We start from the raw sequence: 15,987 nt of genomic DNA, 5'->3' as shown, positions 1-15,987 counted from the left end.
AGCGCCTCTTAGCTGTTAACGGACGTGGCGAAATCCGCCAGGTACTGATCGGTGATGCGCTGACGCAGGGTTAAATCTTCCAGCGGCGGCACCGGCGTATAGTCGTAATCAATGAATAATTTGCCCGCTTTCAGGGTTTCGACGGTGTTGGCTTCTGGGTCATACCAGCAGTTGCCATCAACCAACAGACCGGCGGTTTTCATTTCGCGCAGTTTGGCGTTAATGCCCGCAATCATGTCTTTGATAAGCGTCGGGGTAACGGGCTTATCTGATGCCCACATATGCCCTTCGGCGATGGTGTCCGCCAGCACCTGCGCGGTGCGGGTGTAGTTTTCAAACAGGAACAATGGATCGTCAGAGCAGGTGCGCTGCCCCCAGAATTTAAAGCCATCCTTGCGGATAAGGGTGGTGACGCACGCCTGGTTCAGCAGGTCGGCATCGGTGCCGGTGGTTTGCAAATCCCAGTACACGCTGGCAGACAGGCCGGTCACGCCGTTGATGCCGACGTTAGATAGCGTTTTATGCCAGCCGGTTTCGGCGTCGATTTTGGCACGCAGGCCGAGCGCGTAAGCCGTCGCGGGGGCGATGTCGCTGGCGTTGGTGGTGGTGTTCCAGGACACGAAATCAGGCCAGACCACCATCAGCTCACGCTGGCTGAAATTGTCGCGGTACCTGATGGCATCAGACACGGTTTTGCATCCGTAAGCGCTGATGTAGCCAAAGGCGCGGAGCTGCTGACAGACGGCGGCCAGCGCAGTGGCGACGTCCTGATTGTCCAGCCCTGGCACGCCGAGAATGCGCGGCTTTACGCCGAGTTCCGTTTGCGCAGACAGCAGGGCTTTCATGCCGGTATACATGCCGGTTTCATCCGACCCGCCGATGATGTTAGAAGTGGTTTCTGCGTCGTCTTTGCCTTCGGCAACGCGCACGACGACGACAACCGGTTTAGCCTGGTTGGCGATGGCCATCAGGGAGGCGCGGAGCGTGCCGGTTTTACCGGCCTTGCCTGCGGCGGTCAGCACGTTGGTAATGAGTACGGGCGTATCCAGCGGGAAGGTCGCCGCGTCGGCATCCTCGCCGGTGCAGACCATCCCGATGATGGCGGTGGAAACGGTGGAGATAACGCGGGTGCCGTCATTGATTTCAACAACGCGCACACCGTGATGATAATCAGCCATGGTGTTTTTCCTGTGATTAATAAGCCAGTCAATCATCGCGTGTTGTGTACGCGCAGGCACGGCGGGAGGGATGTTTGAACAATGGCACAACGTGGCGGAGCAGAAACAAAAAAGCCCCTTTCGGGGCGAGGGTCAGGCAGGGATTTCAGGCCAGGTGATATCCGGCGCGGCGTTCGCATCCAGCCGGTTAAGCAGCACGCGGTATTTTTTCCAGCCGACAATTTGCGCCTTTTCGTCCTCTGAAGCCATATCCAGATCGATGGCGTCCTGAAGCGTATCAATTTGCAAAACGGCCTGCTGCATCAGCGTTTTCTTCTGCACTTCCGCTTCCTGAATCTGCTGAATGCGCTCCGCCGCATCATCCTTCACCCAGGCCGCGCCGTCCCAGCGGTCAAAGCGGGTGGCAGGGGCGATATCCGTCGTATTCTCAGGCAACGCGCCCAGCTCCGTGATGGTTGTCTGCTGACCCGTCAGTGTGCTGTAGACCACCTTACCCCGAAAATCTGCCACCACTGCCCAGGCTTCGCCGGTGAAAACCGCCACAAAACCTTTTTCTGTCTGCGGGGGCACAATGTCCGTGCAACGCGCAGGCAGGCCGGTATCCGGCGGGATCATGGCGTCGCTTTTGCCAATCAGTTCGCCGGTGATAGCGGAAAAGTCATACACCTTAATTGTCTGTGTCTTATCTGAATATCTGAACATTATGCGAGTCTCACAAGGTAATTAAAGGCCACGTTTTTCACGGTGTTTTCCGTGTTACCGGCGGCGTTTACGGTGATGGTGTGCCCGTGGGCGCCCATGTCGATGTAATGATCGTGTGCCCCAATATCGACATAGTGATCGTGCGCGCCGATGTAGGTGTTATGTCCGTGGTTGCCGTCCACGCTGGTCACCGGCATTTCTGTCTGATTGGCATTATTGGAACCGCTAAAGCCGTAATCTTTCGCTACCCCAATCGCACCAAAGCGGTTATTGGCACCGGCGACCCCCATCTGATGCTGGTGTGCGCCCTGGCCGTCTGACCCTTTGGTGCCGTAGTCAAAGCCGGATGTTCCTTTTCGTCCGTAATCAAACGCACTCGTCGTTTTCCGTCCGAGGTCGGTATTGCTGGCTGTGGCGGTATGGTTGTGACTTTTGACCCCGTCCTGCTCCAGGGAAAGCACGGCGCGCCCGCTGGCCGGTTTGCCTTTGAGGGTCTGCCCGCGCATATCAGGAATAACGCCGGAAGGGTAAGCGATAGCCAGAGACGGGTACGTTGTCTTGTTAAATGTCTGCCCGACCATCAGCGCAAAACCGGCGGGCACGGTGTCAGAAGGCCAGGGAACCGGCATACCGACAAGCACGTCACCGGTGGCTAACGCGCCAATTTCTGCGGGACTGGGCTTGTTGGCCTGGCAGTAAATTTCATTCCAGGCAGACCATGGACCATCAACGCCGTTCCACGCCCCCGTCATGGCGCGGGTAAATTGCCGACCGTTGCTATTGAATGCAATCTGCTGCGTCGCATTCGGACCCCAGGTAACAAAAATCGCCCCGACGAAACCGTTCATCGGATAGCCTTTGTCCGTCGTCGCCGCAGCGACACCTGGCACGCCGTAATGCCCAAACATGCCGCTGCCGCGCAGGGTGTTCGGGGTATCGGCTGCGGTTAGGTTCGTGCGGATTTTAAAGGCTGTCGCAATTTCATCAGACAGCGCCTTTTCACTGGCTGCGCTTTGCGCTGCCGTCCATGCGCCCACGTCTGCGGCGGTGGGCTTATTGTTGGTGCCGTAAATCGAAATCCAGTCTTTCCACGGACCATCTGTCCCGTTCCATACGCTGGAAAGACCACGGATATAAATCCGCCCCTCAAACGTCACATACATCTGTTGCCCGCCGTAGGCGCTGCCCGTGACATACAGAGTTCCCGCTTTGGCTTCGGGATAATGTCTGTCAGCGGTGGCTGAAGCGTTAGCCGTCTGGTGATAGACAGCGGCCTGCACCGCCGTCAGGCCAAAGCCCACGGTGTTCAGGTCAGTTGAACCGAGGGCGGTGTTTGCTGCAACAGAACCGGCGGTGCTGGCCTGTACCCAGTCGCGCCATGGTCCATCGGTGCCATTCCAGGACGCATTCAGCGCACGCGTCCACACCATGCCGGTGTTTTGCACCGTGTAACGCTGGAGTACTCCACCCGTCCAGGAGGCAGGGATAATCTCCAGCACGCCCGCCGCCTGCGAGCCTGGCGGATAGCCGTTTGCTACCGTGGCATTCGCGCCTGTGCTTTGCACGTAAAGGCCAATTTTTGCCAGGTTAAACGTGTTGATATTGACGGTGCCCAGAACGGCAGAAGCGACGGGCAAGGCACCGACTTCTGAGGCCGTCGGCTTCTGGGCTGAATCATAGACTGTTCGCCAGCCGTTAACGTCACCGGATAAGCTTGTGCCATGCCATGTAATAACGCCTGATGAGACAGCTGCGGTTCGGACATAGACTGCGCCGCCGGTCATGTAGAGATATTGAATTAAGGAACAACCGGCATCATAAGCACGGCGGATATTATGCAAAACACCCGTAGGGCTGGTATTGCCCGCCGGGGCATCGGTATAACCGCTGGTCACTGTCCACGTCGATTCAAAACCAATAATCGACGGGTCAGCCAGCAACGTAATGGTTGAAGGCAGTACCGGCGCTTTACCCCCCAGGCCAAATTCGGCGGGGGCAATTGCGCCTACGTCAGCCGACGTCAGCGTGATATCAGCGCTCAGGGCTTTATTGTTTACCTTGCGGGTGGCAGGCACGCGGGTATTGGCGTTGTCGTTGGCGGCCTTGACCGCTTTCGGCGTCGCGGCCAGAACTTCGCTGGTACTGCTGACCGAGCTGCTGAGCTGGACAAAACCTTTTGCCGTCAGCGTGCCGTCGGGATGGTTACGGGATTTTTCATGCGCGGCCAGCAGGTCATTCACATACTGCTCCGTTGCCATAATCACCGAGTCGTCGATCAGCAGGCTGATAGCCTCGGTGTTACTGACGGCAATCACCATCCGCAGCGTCTGCGTGCGGCCTGAACCTTCCGCCAGGGTCGGCTTGTAAGTGTCCGCCATGTTGCAGACGGCAATCAGCGCGCCGTCGTCAGCAAACAATCCCATTTCGCGCATCCAGAAACCGCCGACGCTGGCAGAAATCACGGCCTCGGCAATCACCCAGTTGCCGTGAGTGGGATCCAGCTTTAAGGAATTGAGCGGCGTGCGGTACACCTCTTTAACCAGTTTGGTCTGGGTGGCGACGGGCGTGGTCGCCTTGCCGTCGCCGTCACCGACGGCAAGCTGCGTGATGTTGATGTCAGTCCCCGCCGCGATGGCGGCCGCAATACGCGACTGGCCGAGCGTGGTGACGACGGATTTAAATGTGCTCATAGCGTCCTCTTATGCGGGGTAAACGGTCAGCAGCTCGCCGGTGTACTGCGCTGCGCCAATGTAAACATCACCTTTAATATCCTGGGTGATGGTCAGGCCGATCAGATGGCGGCTGGCCGGTTTAGCGTCAGCAATCAGCCTTTCCATCTCTAAATACATTTCTTCGGTAATGCCGGTTTCCAGCACCCCGATATCCAGGCGAAACGTCCCAGGCTCGTCATTGGTTTCCCACCACTCGGTCACGTTAATCAGGTAGCCAAGCGGCTCCACCACGCGCCGGATGGCACCAATAGTTCCCTTGTGGCAGTGAATGAACCACGCCGACTGAATAACGCGGCGCTTGGTGGCAACCGGCCAGTTTTCATCCCAGCGGTCAACCGACAGCGCCCACGCCAGGTACGGTAAAAACCTGGCCGGACAGGCCAGCGGATCCCAGAGCTGCCGCAGCGGCACCGGCACGTTTTCAAGCGCGGCGCAGGCATCAGCAGCAGCAACCTCAAGAACAGAGGAACCAACGGGCAGCAGGCGATCACTCATCGTAGCCGCCCACTTTCAGGGTGTACGCGGTGCAGAATGACGCCTGCGTTTTATCCAGCTCGATGTCAGCGGCGGGGCTTTTCAGCTCCACCCGCTGCACGCCTTCAACGTGCAGCGCGGCATAAATGGCGGACAGCCGGATGTCGCGACCTAAACGGTGCTGCGCCGTGGTGTAAGCAATCAGTTTTGCCTCAGAGGCTTCGCGAATGGGTTCGGCTTCCGGACCAGGGAACAGATACAGCACCGCATCAATGGTGTAATTCACCACCGTAGCTGACTGGACAGTCACGCGGTCAGCCACGGGGCGCACGTTCTCGTCATTGAGCGCGGCCTGAACCACCGCCAGCAGGTCGGCGGGGGCGGTGCCGTTGCCGGTTTGTGCCAGCACGGAAATTGTCACGCAGGCAGGCGACGGACTGATCACTGAAATATCCGCCACGCGCCCGTCAGCCGAGCGCCCGTGATACTCATAAGAGCCGACGGGACCGGCTACGCTCAGTCCTTCAAACGCCTGCTGCGCACGGATACGCAAATCGGCATCACTTTCCATCACAGCCGCCACGGCGGGCACGCTGACCGTATCCGCAGGCGTGATCGTCAGGCGTTCCACGCTGAACGTGGCGGCGATATTGTCGAGATCATTACCGGAGGCATAAGCCAGCATCACCGCCTGCGCCGCCTCGTTTACCCGCTGACGCAGGATCACTTCGCGGTAAGCGTTCTCCTCCAGCAGTTTCACCATCGGCTCAGACTCCAGGGTCAGCGTGCGGGCAATTGCGGCCTGCTGGCCTTCGGGGTACAGCGAGACCAGCGTGGCTTTGCGCTCAGCTAGCAGGATTTCGTAATCCAGCACCTCCACCACGTCGGGGGCGGGTAACTGGCTCAGGTCGATAGTTGCCATGGTTAGCTCACGGGTAAGGTTAAGGAGATGGCGGCGGACGTGTCTTTGCGGGTGCCGGTGATATCCACCACCATTTTCCCGTCGAACGTCGTTTCAAAGGTGATGCCGGTCAGGCTGACGCGTGGCTCCCATTTGAGGATCGCGCTGTAGCAGGCCGCCATGATTTGCAGGCGCAGCGCCGCATTCTGCGGACGGTCAGTCAGTTCAGACAGCAATGAACCATAGTCACGGCGCATGATGCGGGAACCGACGGGCGTGCGCAGAATGTCGCTGACCGACTGCTGAATGTGCGCCAGGTCTTCGACGCCGCGCCCTGACTCGCGCGCCATGCCGATGTATTTCGCGTTAGTCATTTTTAAACAACAGGTACACGCCGATACCCGCCACTAACCACCAGCCATTCGTCCCGCTTGCCAGCATGACGCCCGCTGTCGTTGCAGCGAAAACAGACAAAAATACTTTTAGATTCTTGCTCATTAAATCCCCTTATTAGATCGGTGTGCCGGTATTACCGCCGCCCGTCTGGACGCCGCCGTGTTTATGGGTATGAACAACCACGCCGTTTGACGTGAGACTCCCGCCTGAATGGGTGAGGTTGCCGGTTAGGGTTCCGCCTTGTTTCACCTCCAGGCTGCCTGTCGTGAGCTTGTTGGTGCAGACCACTTCGGGCGTGTCGAGTGTGATGCGGGTTTTCGCCGTGCAGGTGATCAGCGGAGCAGTTACAGACACCTTATCCGAGGCGGTTACCGTGGCGGATTTGATGCCGGTTGCCAGCAGTGCGCCGGTTTTGGGTTCGTACTCGATCACCGCGCCGTCAGGGAATGACACATGCAGGGCATCGGCGGACGCAGACGGCGCCGGAAATTCATCAGAAAAAATGCCAGGCATTACAAAGGCGGTATCCAGCTCGCCGCCCAGGCAGAACAGCACAACCTGTTCACCGGCAGACGGTGCCCACCAGGCACGGGAACGCCCAGCGCGGGACGTCAGCCAGTGCAGCCAGTCGGTGACGTTACCGCCGGTATTTACGCGACAAGTTGCTTCCTCCAAATTCACCTCGGCAACGGTGCCAATGCGGATCAGATTGCGCAGCAGACGCGGAATGTCGTTGTTTGGGATGGATGTATTCATGGATAAAAGAATGCCGCCCTGTCAGGCGGCATACAATTTGAGGCGGGTTGATGGCAGGTGGCACAACATGGGGATCACTAACTAAGGGGGATTAGCCCAAGCTTGAGCTGACACATTTCGTAGGTTGAACATCATTACATCTGACAGTCTGGTTTGAGCGAAAAGCGGACGCCCGCAAAGCATTAACAGGCGTCCGATATTTTGAAGTGGGCAGATTACTTAACCCGTTTCCCCATTTCGTCAATGACTTTCTCGCCATCCTCTTTGGTAAACACTCCTTTCTGACCTTCCGGTAGAATATCCAACACTATTTCTGAAGGGCGGCAAAGACGAGTGCCAAGCGGCGTAACGACTACCGGCCGATTAATCAGGATCGGGTGTTGAAGCATGAAATCAATCAACTGCTCATCACTAAATTTCTCTTCATCAAGACCCAACTGCTCATAGGGTTCGACGTTCTTACGCAGCAATGCACGTACTCCAATACCCATATCTGAAATCAGTTTGATAAGTTCATCACGAGTCGGGGGAGTATCGAGATAATAAATAATGGTTGGTTCGTTACCGCTGTTACGGATCATCTCCAGCGTGTTACGTGAGGTCCCACAGGCCGGATTGTGATAGATGGTAATGTTGCTCATATCTGTTTCTCATTACAAAGTGACGGAGAGCCGTAACGCCAGCGCGGCCAGAGTGACAAACAGCACGGGCAGAGTCATGATTATGCCCGTGCGGAAGTAATACCCCCAGGTAATGGTCATGTTTTTCTGTGCCAACACATGAAGCCATAACAGGGTTGCCAGACTGCCTATCGGGGTGATTTTAGGACCTAAATCGCAGCCAATCACATTGGCATAAATCATCGCCTCTCTGGCTATGCCGGACGCAGTGCTCCCGTCTATAGACAATGCGCCAATGAGTACCGTCGGCATATTGTTCATCACAGACGCCAGGAACGCAGTCAGGAAGCCGGTACCGAACGTAGCAGCCCATAAACCTTTGTCTGCCAGCATATTGAGTACGGCTGAAAGAGACTCAGTCAGTCCAGCGTTACGCAGGCCGTAGACGACCAGATACATACCCAGCGAGAAAATCACTATCTGCCAGGGCGCACCGCGCAGCACTTTCCCGGTATTTATGGCATGACCACGCTTTGCTACCACGAAAAGCACCGCAGCCCCAACTGCTGCTATCGCACTTACAGGGATCCCCAGCGGCTCCAGAACAAAGAAACCGGTCAGCAAGAACAGTAAAACAACCCAGCCCGCCCTGAACGTCGCTGGATCTTTAATCGCGCTGGCAGGCGTTTTGAGCAGTGAAACGTCATATCTGGCCGGAATATCGCGGCGGAAGAAGAGATGGAGCATGGCCAGCGTTGCAGCGATGGCCGCAAGGTTCACAGGGACCATCACGGAGGCGTACTGCGTAAAGCCCAGATCGAAGAAATCCGCCGAGACAATATTCACCAGGTTGGAAACTATCAGCGGCAGGCTGGCGGTATCGGCAATAAATCCCGCAGCCATAACAAAGGCCAGCGTCGTCGCCTGGCTGAACCCCAGTGCGAGCAGCATTGCAATCACAATTGGCGTCAGTATCAGCGCGGCACCGTCGTTAGCAAACAGAGCAGCAACAGCTGCGCCAAGCAGTACTATCCAGGTAAACAGCAGGCGGCCGTGCCCGTTACCCCATCTGGAAACATGCAGCGCGGCCCATTCAAAGAAACCGGACTCATCGAGCAGCAGGCTGATGATGATCACCGCAATGAATGCCGCTGTTGCGTTCCAGACGATGTTCCAGACTACAGGGATATCATGAATGTGGATAACTCCCGTTCCCAGCGCCAACACTGCTCCGATACTTGCACTCCAACCGATGCTTAGACCTCTGGGCTGCCAGATGACCAGGACCAGCGTCAGTATAAATATACTCCCTGCCAAAATCATTTCAGGTTCCTTTGCATATGGTTATGTATATGTGATGAAAAATTCTCAGCATGATGTACAGGCTGATTTTGACAGCCATTCACCCACATCTTCTCTCATACATTGCCAGGTCGTCGTGATCGTCTCAGCCGCCCACGCTGGCATGTGGGGAGACAGACGGTAGTGAATCCATTTGCCTTCCCGGCGGTCAAGCACTAACTCTGCTTCACGCAGAATAGCCATATGGCGAGATATTTTGGGCTGTGACTCAGTAGTGACCGCACATATATCGCATACGCATAGTTCGCCGGACTCCCGGAGAAGCATGACAATGGCGAGACGTGTTTCATCCGACAGGATTTTAAAAAGCTGAACAGGCTGTAGCATTGATTACTCCGTTCCCTTCAGAATATACATATGGTAAACCATATGCATTAGCTTTGAAATCACCGTAATATCCCGGAGGAGAAATAATGGAACACTTTCCTGCACTGAACGCTGATTGTTTCGATAAAAAGATTGCTGAGCACCTACAGCTCAATGAATCTCCACGCATTCTGATTCTGTATGGCTCGGTAAGAGAGCGTTCGTACAGTCGTTTTGCAGCAGAAGAGGCGGGTCGCCTGCTGACGGCGATGGGGGCGGAAGTCAGGCTGTTTAATCCTTCAGGTTTACCCCTGCCGGATGATGCTCCGGATACACACCCAAAAGTCATAGAGCTGCGCGGACTGGTCAGATGGTGTGATGGAATGGTGTGGAGCTCTCCTGAGCGGCATGGGGCAATGAGTGCGGTGATGAAGGCCCAGATCGACTGGATCCCGTTAAGCGAAGGCGCGGTCCGCCCTTCTCAAGGCAAAACTCTCGCTGTAATGCAGGTATGTGGCGGCTCGCAGTCTTTTAATGCGGTGAACCAGATGCGAATTCTTGGCCGCTGGATGAGGATGTTCACTATTCCTAACCAGTCTTCAGTCGCTAAAGCCTGGCAGGAATTCGATGAAAACGGGCGAATGAAACCTTCGTCCTGGTATGACCGCATTGTCGATGTCGCCGAGGAGTTATTTAAAATCACTCTCCTGTTCAAGGGGCAAAGCAGTTACCTTGCCGATCGCTACAGCGAACGAAAAGAGAGCCATCAGGAACTTTCGTCACGCGTCAATCAGGAGAAAATATAACGTTAGGTAGTTCAAAATGTCCGCTTATGGCACAGAGCTGCCTGTCAGATTAGGTTTGGCTCTGTGCCGTAGTTGAGTCAGGTCAAGCTAGTGATAATACTATTAGCAATTCATTCTCAACAATCTTCATATCTTCCCCATCCAACCCTAATAACGGGCGCGCCGTATACTGCATTTCTTTTGCACGTACAGACGGACGATCCCGCAGCCCGTACTGATGCACCTTCGCCATGCGTTGAACCTGGCCGGTGAATTCCACCACGGCGTCGTCAGCGGTGCCTTTGGCCTTCATGTATTTTGCCGTGCGCAGTTTGGCGAACATTTCACGCTTAATGCGGCCTTTCTTTGCCCGCAGAGGCTGCGGACGGCGGGGCGTGAAGGGCTGCCCCTCCGGTGTAACCTGCTGCTTAATGCGCTGCTGCTGATGTTTGCGCAGACGCTTCGCAATGGTTGCCGCCATCGCCTTCCGGCTTTGCGGTGAGAGCGCGGAAATCAGCCCCGCCAGTCGGGTATCAAAGGCTGACAGTTCACTCATGCCACTGACTCACTAACTCGCCGTGCAGGTAGAGTTCACGCGGCCTTTCCACCGGCTCCGGCAGTGGCGGTTCCGGAAAATGCTCCACGTACAGACCGGCATCAATCTGTTTCACAATCACGCGCTCGGTGAGTTGCACGTCAATAGCGATATCGTAAGAACCATCATCGAGCATATCGGCCTTAAATTTAAAGCCGGTCTGCTGCTTTTCCGGTGTCGCCATGATGTCCGGCTGGTTCTCACGCAGCCAGGCCAGAATCGGCACAATAATCAAATCGCAGTCCTGGGCAAAGTTGGTGATCAGCAGCTCGGTCTGATACTGGTATTCAAACGACAGCGAACTGGCTAACGTGGAAACGATGCGCCCGTTGTCCACAAACATCCGCAAGGTGTCGGGGCTGGTTTGCAGCACCGGTACGGCGTCAGTTAAGGCTTTTCGCAGCTGTGCGGGTTTTAACACGGTGTTCCTCCTGGCATTGTTTGACCGCTTCCACCTGGAGGCCGCAGGCCGTCAGCGCGGCCTCCAGGTTTCTGACATCACTGCTTAAATCGCCGTTAGTGGCCGGTGAGCTTGCCGGTATCGGGCAACTGGTTACCGCCGGACAGCCAACGTAAATAATCTGCGGCGCTGGCAAAGGTGGGACGCGAGTGCATCCGGCCAATGCCATCAGGCAGACGAGTGCCGTACCAATCGCGCATTTCCTGATTTTCATTAAGTAACCTTTGAATATGAACTTCACGATCCCGTGCTAACTGCCCCGCTTGTGAGAGCTGTGCGCGCAGGCTTTGTTCCTGGCGTTCGCGTCTCAGTGCATCATCGCTCAGGCGGTTAATGGCAGCATCACGGCTCTCAATACCGGCGGACAGCGTGCCGATGATGCGCTGCGCCTGGTCGGCTTTTTCAGTCAGGCCACCGATACGCCAGGTTTGCAGCCCCGCCAGCGCGCAGGCTGCCAGCAGTAATAAAATTAAAACGCGCATCAGCCCCCCCGCAGGCAGTAGGCCAGCTCATTCGCGCGGCGGCGCTCCAGGCCGGTGACGCGCTCGCCCTTAACAAACACCCAGCGCGGCAACTGTTCGCAGGCGTCACGCCATCGGCCTTTATTGATGAAAAACCCTAACGTTGATTTGCAGGCCGCCGTCACGCCGACGTTAAACGCAAAGGACACCACGGCGTCATACACCGGTTGTGGCATGGTGATCGCCATACATCGGGCAATCCCTTTCTCCACCCGCATCACGTCTTCCACCAGATTCACGGCAGCCTGCCGTTCGCTGATATGGGTCTGCGGCTTCACGCCTGCGGTGTGCCCGATGCCGTTTGTCCAGACGCCCGCGCTGCACTGGTAGGCGGACAGGCGGCAGCCTTCAAAATCCGCAATCAGTGCCAGACCGGCGGCGGAGGTTTTCAACGTCGGCGTTTGCGGCAGCAGCGCGGCAATCGCAAGTACTGCGGCGACGGCGCAGCGTCTAACGATTGATGGCTGCATTAATGTCCCCTCTGATGCCCATTGCTTTCAGCAGGCGGTAGGTTTTTCGCCGGTAGTACCAGTTCACCAGGAAGGTCGCGACGCCGACGGCTGCACCGACTAAAAAGGCAATATCCTGATAAGACATTCCCCCCAGCCAGGCCAGAAACACGGCAATGCAATAACAGATAAACGAGGTGATGCGCTCCATGGTCATCAGTCCCAAAGTGAGACGGTTTCACTGACTGCGGCCTGGGTAATATCCGGCAGCTCCACCGCGTAGCCATGGGGCAGAATTGCCCCCTGTGCGGCTAAGCCAACGTTAGCCGCGTAAACTTGTTCCATTACCGACTCGGTACGCCCGTAGTACCGCCAGCACAGCGAATCGACGGTGTCGCCTTGCTCGGCAATGACTTTCATCAGAGCAGCCCGATGATGCAGTGAGAGACACCGGCGACGTCGCTGATCGCGTTGCGCCCGTCCCGCCATAAATCATCAACCGTGCTTTCCACGATTTCGGCCTTTTTACTGCCTTTATCGGTGGTGTCGTTATTCGGGTAACGCTCCGCCAGGAAGGCCGCAGAGATAGACGCAACGGCGCGCTGATAGGCGCAGACCTTCACGCTTTCGTCATCAATCTGATCGGCGGGGACATCAGCCAGGCGATTAAATCCCTGGGCAATCTGTGCATCGCGAAAGCTGAACAGCTCGGCGTTCACTTCGGTCATGGCAAACTTTGCGGCGGTGCGCAGCCTTTTCGCCGTGACGGTGCCCTCCAGGCGCAGCGTGTCACGCAGTTCAACCGGATCCACATCAGGCCAAAAGTGCGTATTTTTAATCGCGGGTTCCGTCGCGGCGTCCGGCTTTGGTGCAGGTACAACAAGGGACATAGTGACCTCTGAATGGGGGGCGGTGGACGCCAGCGTCGAACAAGGTCAAAGACCGGTCTCGGCTGGCGTGCCGCCCTGCGCGGGGCGCATGCTTTTTAGCTTCCGGACGCCTTTTTAATGGCAGACTCCAGGCGCTCAATGTCTTTTTTAACGCCTGATTTGCCGTCGAGAATTAAGGCACTTTTCAGACGCGCCAGGGCTAAGGTGTCCTTGCCGCCGTCGCGGTAGAGATAGCCGATAATTTTGTGCAACTGGGCACGGACTTTATCGGGCATATCCTCAGCGTCAGTCAGTTCCAGCACTTCCAGCATCAGCTCAACGCTGACCGGTTCACCGGCGGTGCGGGCACGTACAGCCTGGTCGATCACTTCCTCAGTGAAAGCGCATCCCGCCGTGCGGGTGCCGAACGGCATCGCGAGCCGGTGCTTAAAGGCGTAGCGGGCAATGTTCAGCGCACCGGCAATATCACCGGCGTCAATACGCCAGATCATCACGGTCATCAGGATGGCATCCTGCGCGCCGTTCCCTTCGGCGAGTACGCCCGACACCCATGGGGCGTATTCCGGCAACAGCTTGCGTTTCTGTTCCGCTTTCGCCTGGAAGGACTGGAGTTTGTGCAGTGCCTGTTTATCCGCATTGAGCTTCTGCATTTGCAGTTCGTAGCCGGTGGCATGGGTCAACTGACCGGCGGCCTGCTGTGCGGCCATAATGGCTGACTGTCGCAACATGTGACGACGGCAAGGGCTAATCATGACGTCCCCCTTTATTCCGCTGATTCAGGCGCGGTGGTTTTGAAGGTGCCGAGCTGGATGTTTTCGACCAGGCAGCCGCCGCGGTAATCTTCCACCACGAAATCCTCATTAATGGATTCGTAGTTTTCGATGCGGTCACGCTTCGGCACTTCTTCGATGTGACGGCGGTGCGTACCGTCCTGCCAGTAGATGGACAGGTTATCCAGGCGGGTGATCATGAAGGCATTGGCAGGGAAGCCAGGCACGCGCACCGCCGGTAAGTTACCGATGCGTTTCTGGCTGATAATCATATCCGCCGCCAGGCTTTCCGAGTTCTCCTGCGCTTTGTTCACCAGCGGGAAATACTTGTCCGCCAGCAGTTGACGACCGCAGATCACCACCAGGCCGGTATCGTCCTGATAAATCGGGTCAACCATGTTGTTGGTGGCATCCATCACCAGCGCGTCGAGGTTCTCAAAGTCACCGCCTGCACCGACGCGGACGGTCGCGGAAATCACGGCGTCATCATCCCCGAGGATTTTGCTCATCACGCGCTCCGGCGCGTTGTTGCGGTACTTTTGCAGCCAGCCCACGTTCACGTCCTGCAACAGCGGGTTTTTAGCGCGGTTAGATGTCGCCGCACGCTCAACGCCGTTAAAGCCGATGGTAATGCGATCCAGTGCCTGGCGTTTCACGATGGCGTCACGTAAACGCGCCTGGAAATCCTGATAGCGCGCCCAGAGATCGAGCGTGGCGTAACGGAAATGGAAATCGTAGTTCGTCTGGCGGCACTCATAACCCTCAGCGGTCAGGGTATTAAAATCAGCCGTCTGGCGTTCACCGGTGCCGCTGGTGTCTGCCGTGCTGGCAATCGAACCGGAGACACCCACGCCGACCTTTTCACCCTTCATTTCATCCACCGGAATGATGTTAATCATCTGGAGGAAGGCGGAAGATTCCTGCACGCGGGTCATCAGCGTCTGTGTCACCGACGGCTCAACGCTGAATTTTTTATCCAGGTCGCCGGTGTCCACCGAGTTCAGCTCGGCAATGCGGGACAGGTAGGCGTTAAATTGAAAGCGGGTTGTTTGTTTCATGCGTTTTTTTCCAAATTTGTGTACGGGTTAATTGCGAGTGTTGTACTTAGCAGTCGGTGAAATTGGCTGCATCACCCTTGCCGCCGCCGCTTGAAACAGGGCGCTGCGTGTAGTTCTGCGGGGCGGATTTTTCCAGCTTGCCTTTCAGCGTGCTGAACTGTTCGCGGTCATCTTTCGCGGCTTGTTCCAGTGCGTTCAGGCGTTCCGTCAGCGAGGTTTTCAGCGCAGACAGCTTTTCGTCACCGGCTTGCAGGCCGGTTTCGACGTGAGACACAACGACTTCCACTGCGTCATGCACGTCTTTAAAACGGGCATCATCTGAGGCCGATTTGCTGGAAAGCAGCTGTTTCACGCGGGAGAACAGCGACGGGGCAGCCGGTACTTCCTCCACGAACTCGAACGCCGTTTCTTCGGCGGCGGTAAAGAGGTTTCCGGCATCCTGTTTGCGGCTCGCCAGCGGGTTTTGCTGTGCCTTCGCGCTAAATTGCAGGTACTCGGTGCCGAGGCTGGCGGGGCTGTCGGTCACGGCCAGGCCGATCAGATAGGCTTTGCCGGTATCGGAAAACGAGGGGTTCACTTCGATGGAGGTGTAAACCTTCTGACGGGCTTTCACCATCGACACTAAATCCGGCGTCGGGTCGATATCGGCATACAGTGCCAGCTTGCCTTTCAACGCGCCGTCTGCCACTTCTTCGGCATAAACGCCGGTGACATCGCCGTACATACGAAACGCACTGTCAGGGAAATACCCTTTGATGTGCTCCATGTTGATGCGTGCGCCGTAGACTTTCGGGTCATAGGTCGCCGCCATCTGTTCAATCCAGTCGCGGGTGATTTCGCGTCCGTCGGTGGTTGCCCCTTCGGTACAGATACGAAAGCGCTTTGCTTTTGTTGCCATTGCCATTTTCTGACTCCAGTCGGTGTGTGCTTCTGAGAAATCCAAGTTTCCAGACACACGCCCGACACCGCCAGCCGATGCGGGTTGATGCTCGATGGCACAACGTGGACAGCAGGAAAATCAGCAGGCCGCCC

General features: G+C 56.6%; 23 protein-coding genes. 1 reads left to right on the top strand and 22 read right to left on the bottom strand.

Going from position 1 to position 15,987, the window contains the following annotated elements; all coding sequences use genetic code 11:
• Positions 1 to 8: 8 nt before the first annotated feature.
• The 11 genes from M2403_RS12465 to M2403_RS12415 all read right to left on the bottom strand — a co-directional run bounded on the left by M2403_RS12465 (position 9) and on the right by M2403_RS12415 (position 9,448).
• The gene (locus M2403_RS12465) at positions 9 to 1,178 is read right to left on the bottom strand and encodes a phage tail sheath protein (protein WP_259229390.1); all 1,170 of its coding nucleotides are present in this window, start codon (positions 1,176 to 1,178) and stop codon (positions 9 to 11) included.
• 132 nt (positions 1,179 to 1,310) lie between these two features.
• Positions 1,311 to 1,880, bottom strand: a complete 570-nt coding sequence (locus tag M2403_RS12460; protein WP_405047822.1) for a tail fiber assembly protein — start codon at positions 1,878 to 1,880, stop codon at positions 1,311 to 1,313.
• Positions 1,880 to 4,570, bottom strand: coding sequence for a phage tail protein (locus M2403_RS12455; protein WP_259229389.1), 2,691 nt, complete (start codon positions 4,568 to 4,570; stop codon positions 1,880 to 1,882). Before M2403_RS12455 ends, M2403_RS12460 begins: the two co-directional genes overlap by 1 nt.
• 9 nt (positions 4,571 to 4,579) lie before the next feature.
• On the bottom strand, positions 4,580 to 5,107 hold the full coding sequence (locus M2403_RS12450) for a phage tail protein I (RefSeq protein WP_259229388.1): 528 nt from the start codon (positions 5,105 to 5,107) through the stop codon (positions 4,580 to 4,582).
• Positions 5,100 to 6,008, bottom strand: a complete 909-nt coding sequence (locus M2403_RS12445; RefSeq protein WP_259229387.1) for a baseplate assembly protein — start codon at positions 6,006 to 6,008, stop codon at positions 5,100 to 5,102. The genes M2403_RS12450 and M2403_RS12445 overlap by 8 nt, the downstream gene beginning before the upstream one ends.
• Positions 6,009 to 6,010: 2 nt before the next feature.
• Entirely contained in the window at positions 6,011 to 6,361 is a 351-nt protein-coding gene (locus tag M2403_RS12440; protein WP_259229386.1) for a GPW/gp25 family protein, read from the bottom strand.
• A complete protein-coding gene (locus tag M2403_RS12435; RefSeq protein ID WP_259229385.1) occupies positions 6,354 to 6,485 on the bottom strand; it encodes a hypothetical protein in 132 nt (43 codons plus the stop codon). Before M2403_RS12435 ends, M2403_RS12440 begins: the two co-directional genes overlap by 8 nt.
• Positions 6,486 to 6,497: 12 nt before the next feature.
• Positions 6,498 to 7,139 (bottom strand): phage baseplate assembly protein V, encoded by a 642-nt coding sequence (locus tag M2403_RS12430; protein WP_259229384.1) that lies wholly within the window; start codon positions 7,137 to 7,139, stop codon positions 6,498 to 6,500.
• A gap of 215 nt (positions 7,140 to 7,354) precedes the next feature.
• The gene (gene arsC, locus M2403_RS12425) at positions 7,355 to 7,780 is read right to left on the bottom strand and encodes a glutaredoxin-dependent arsenate reductase (protein ID WP_076946774.1); all 426 of its coding nucleotides are present in this window, start codon (positions 7,778 to 7,780) and stop codon (positions 7,355 to 7,357) included.
• Between the two features lie 12 nt (positions 7,781 to 7,792).
• The gene (locus M2403_RS12420) at positions 7,793 to 9,082 is read right to left on the bottom strand and encodes an arsenic transporter (RefSeq protein ID WP_115192521.1); all 1,290 of its coding nucleotides are present in this window, start codon (positions 9,080 to 9,082) and stop codon (positions 7,793 to 7,795) included.
• Between the two features lie 45 nt (positions 9,083 to 9,127).
• Positions 9,128 to 9,448: a transcriptional regulator gene (locus M2403_RS12415; RefSeq protein ID WP_064407404.1), complete on the bottom strand. Its 321-nt coding sequence runs from the start codon at positions 9,446 to 9,448 to the stop codon at positions 9,128 to 9,130.
• 86 nt (positions 9,449 to 9,534) lie between these two features.
• Here M2403_RS12415 and arsH point away from each other — a divergent pair, with 86 nt between their 5' ends.
• A complete protein-coding gene (gene arsH, locus M2403_RS12410) occupies positions 9,535 to 10,233 on the top strand; it encodes an arsenical resistance protein ArsH (protein ID WP_123552177.1) in 699 nt (232 codons plus the stop codon).
• Between the two features lie 82 nt (positions 10,234 to 10,315).
• Here arsH and M2403_RS12405 read toward each other — a convergent pair whose 3' ends face one another.
• From M2403_RS12405 to M2403_RS12355, 11 genes are all read right to left on the bottom strand, one after another.
• Complete coding sequence (locus M2403_RS12405) at positions 10,316 to 10,768, bottom strand: phage virion morphogenesis protein (RefSeq protein ID WP_259229382.1); 453 nt, start codon at positions 10,766 to 10,768, stop codon at positions 10,316 to 10,318.
• A complete protein-coding gene (locus M2403_RS12400) occupies positions 10,761 to 11,228 on the bottom strand; it encodes a phage tail protein (protein WP_119826385.1) in 468 nt (155 codons plus the stop codon). The genes M2403_RS12405 and M2403_RS12400 overlap by 8 nt, the downstream gene beginning before the upstream one ends.
• On the bottom strand, positions 11,191 to 11,436 hold the full coding sequence (gene lysC, locus M2403_RS12395; RefSeq protein WP_259229381.1) for an Rz1-like lysis system protein LysC: 246 nt from the start codon (positions 11,434 to 11,436) through the stop codon (positions 11,191 to 11,193). The genes M2403_RS12400 and lysC overlap by 38 nt, the downstream gene beginning before the upstream one ends.
• Positions 11,324 to 11,749, bottom strand: coding sequence for an Rz-like lysis system protein LysB (gene lysB / locus M2403_RS12390; RefSeq protein ID WP_259229380.1), 426 nt, complete (start codon positions 11,747 to 11,749; stop codon positions 11,324 to 11,326). The genes lysC and lysB overlap by 113 nt, the downstream gene beginning before the upstream one ends.
• On the bottom strand, positions 11,749 to 12,258 hold the full coding sequence (locus M2403_RS12385; protein WP_259229379.1) for a lysozyme: 510 nt from the start codon (positions 12,256 to 12,258) through the stop codon (positions 11,749 to 11,751). The genes lysB and M2403_RS12385 overlap by 1 nt, the downstream gene beginning before the upstream one ends.
• Positions 12,239 to 12,448, bottom strand: a complete 210-nt coding sequence (locus M2403_RS12380) for a phage holin (protein ID WP_120164091.1) — start codon at positions 12,446 to 12,448, stop codon at positions 12,239 to 12,241. The genes M2403_RS12385 and M2403_RS12380 overlap by 20 nt, the downstream gene beginning before the upstream one ends.
• A gap of 5 nt (positions 12,449 to 12,453) precedes the next feature.
• Positions 12,454 to 12,657, bottom strand: coding sequence for a tail protein X (locus tag M2403_RS12375; protein WP_235174386.1), 204 nt, complete (start codon positions 12,655 to 12,657; stop codon positions 12,454 to 12,456).
• Positions 12,657 to 13,127: a head completion/stabilization protein gene (locus M2403_RS12370; protein WP_259229374.1), complete on the bottom strand. Its 471-nt coding sequence runs from the start codon at positions 13,125 to 13,127 to the stop codon at positions 12,657 to 12,659. Before M2403_RS12370 ends, M2403_RS12375 begins: the two co-directional genes overlap by 1 nt.
• 95 nt (positions 13,128 to 13,222) lie before the next feature.
• Positions 13,223 to 13,879: a phage terminase small subunit gene (gene gpM, locus M2403_RS12365; protein WP_259229373.1), complete on the bottom strand. Its 657-nt coding sequence runs from the start codon at positions 13,877 to 13,879 to the stop codon at positions 13,223 to 13,225.
• Between the two features lie 11 nt (positions 13,880 to 13,890).
• Positions 13,891 to 14,955, bottom strand: a complete 1,065-nt coding sequence (locus M2403_RS12360) for a phage major capsid protein, P2 family (RefSeq protein ID WP_259229372.1) — start codon at positions 14,953 to 14,955, stop codon at positions 13,891 to 13,893.
• Between the two features lie 46 nt (positions 14,956 to 15,001).
• Positions 15,002 to 15,853 (bottom strand): GPO family capsid scaffolding protein, encoded by an 852-nt coding sequence (locus M2403_RS12355; protein WP_259229631.1) that lies wholly within the window; start codon positions 15,851 to 15,853, stop codon positions 15,002 to 15,004.
• Between the last annotated feature and the right edge of the window lie 134 nt (positions 15,854 to 15,987).

Origin of the sequence: Rahnella sp. BIGb0603, assembly GCF_024808755.1 — a bacterium.
Taxonomy (GTDB): Bacteria; Pseudomonadota; Gammaproteobacteria; order Enterobacterales; family Enterobacteriaceae; genus Rahnella; species Rahnella contaminans.
This window is presented reverse-complemented; position numbering and strand designations above follow the sequence as displayed.

Bases quoted from the DNA above. Each gene is read 5' to 3' on its own strand.
- arsH (WP_123552177.1), top strand. From the start codon at position 9,535: ATGGAACACTTTCCTGCACTGAACGCTGATTGTTTCGATAAAAAGATT.
- M2403_RS12450 (WP_259229388.1), bottom strand. From the start codon at position 5,107: ATGAGTGATCGCCTGCTGCCCGTTGGTTCCTCTGTTCTTGAGGTTGCT.
- M2403_RS12455 (WP_259229389.1), bottom strand. From the start codon at position 4,570: ATGAGCACATTTAAATCCGTCGTCACCACGCTCGGCCAGTCGCGTATT.
- lysB (WP_259229380.1), bottom strand. From the start codon at position 11,749: ATGCGCGTTTTAATTTTATTACTGCTGGCAGCCTGCGCGCTGGCGGGG.
- M2403_RS12440 (WP_259229386.1), bottom strand. From the start codon at position 6,361: ATGACTAACGCGAAATACATCGGCATGGCGCGCGAGTCAGGGCGCGGC.
- M2403_RS12355 (WP_259229631.1), bottom strand. From the start codon at position 15,853: ATGGCAACAAAAGCAAAGCGCTTTCGTATCTGTACCGAAGGGGCAACC.
- M2403_RS12435 (WP_259229385.1), bottom strand. From the start codon at position 6,485: ATGAGCAAGAATCTAAAAGTATTTTTGTCTGTTTTCGCTGCAACGACA.
- M2403_RS12460 (WP_405047822.1), bottom strand. From the start codon at position 1,880: ATGTTCAGATATTCAGATAAGACACAGACAATTAAGGTGTATGACTTT.
- arsC (WP_076946774.1), bottom strand. From the start codon at position 7,780: ATGAGCAACATTACCATCTATCACAATCCGGCCTGTGGGACCTCACGT.
- M2403_RS12360 (WP_259229372.1), bottom strand. From the start codon at position 14,955: ATGAAACAAACAACCCGCTTTCAATTTAACGCCTACCTGTCCCGCATT.
- M2403_RS12370 (WP_259229374.1), bottom strand. From the start codon at position 13,127: ATGTCCCTTGTTGTACCTGCACCAAAGCCGGACGCCGCGACGGAACCC.
- M2403_RS12380 (WP_120164091.1), bottom strand. From the start codon at position 12,448: ATGGAGCGCATCACCTCGTTTATCTGTTATTGCATTGCCGTGTTTCTG.
- M2403_RS12465 (WP_259229390.1), bottom strand. From the start codon at position 1,178: ATGGCTGATTATCATCACGGTGTGCGCGTTGTTGAAATCAATGACGGC.
- M2403_RS12375 (WP_235174386.1), bottom strand. From the start codon at position 12,657: ATGAAAGTCATTGCCGAGCAAGGCGACACCGTCGATTCGCTGTGCTGG.
- M2403_RS12445 (WP_259229387.1), bottom strand. From the start codon at position 6,008: ATGGCAACTATCGACCTGAGCCAGTTACCCGCCCCCGACGTGGTGGAG.
- M2403_RS12405 (WP_259229382.1), bottom strand. From the start codon at position 10,768: ATGAGTGAACTGTCAGCCTTTGATACCCGACTGGCGGGGCTGATTTCC.
- M2403_RS12430 (WP_259229384.1), bottom strand. From the start codon at position 7,139: ATGAATACATCCATCCCAAACAACGACATTCCGCGTCTGCTGCGCAAT.
- M2403_RS12415 (WP_064407404.1), bottom strand. From the start codon at position 9,448: ATGCTACAGCCTGTTCAGCTTTTTAAAATCCTGTCGGATGAAACACGT.
- lysC (WP_259229381.1), bottom strand. From the start codon at position 11,436: ATGGCATTGGCCGGATGCACTCGCGTCCCACCTTTGCCAGCGCCGCAG.
- M2403_RS12385 (WP_259229379.1), bottom strand. From the start codon at position 12,258: ATGCAGCCATCAATCGTTAGACGCTGCGCCGTCGCCGCAGTACTTGCG.
- M2403_RS12420 (WP_115192521.1), bottom strand. From the start codon at position 9,082: ATGATTTTGGCAGGGAGTATATTTATACTGACGCTGGTCCTGGTCATC.
- gpM (WP_259229373.1), bottom strand. From the start codon at position 13,879: ATGATTAGCCCTTGCCGTCGTCACATGTTGCGACAGTCAGCCATTATG.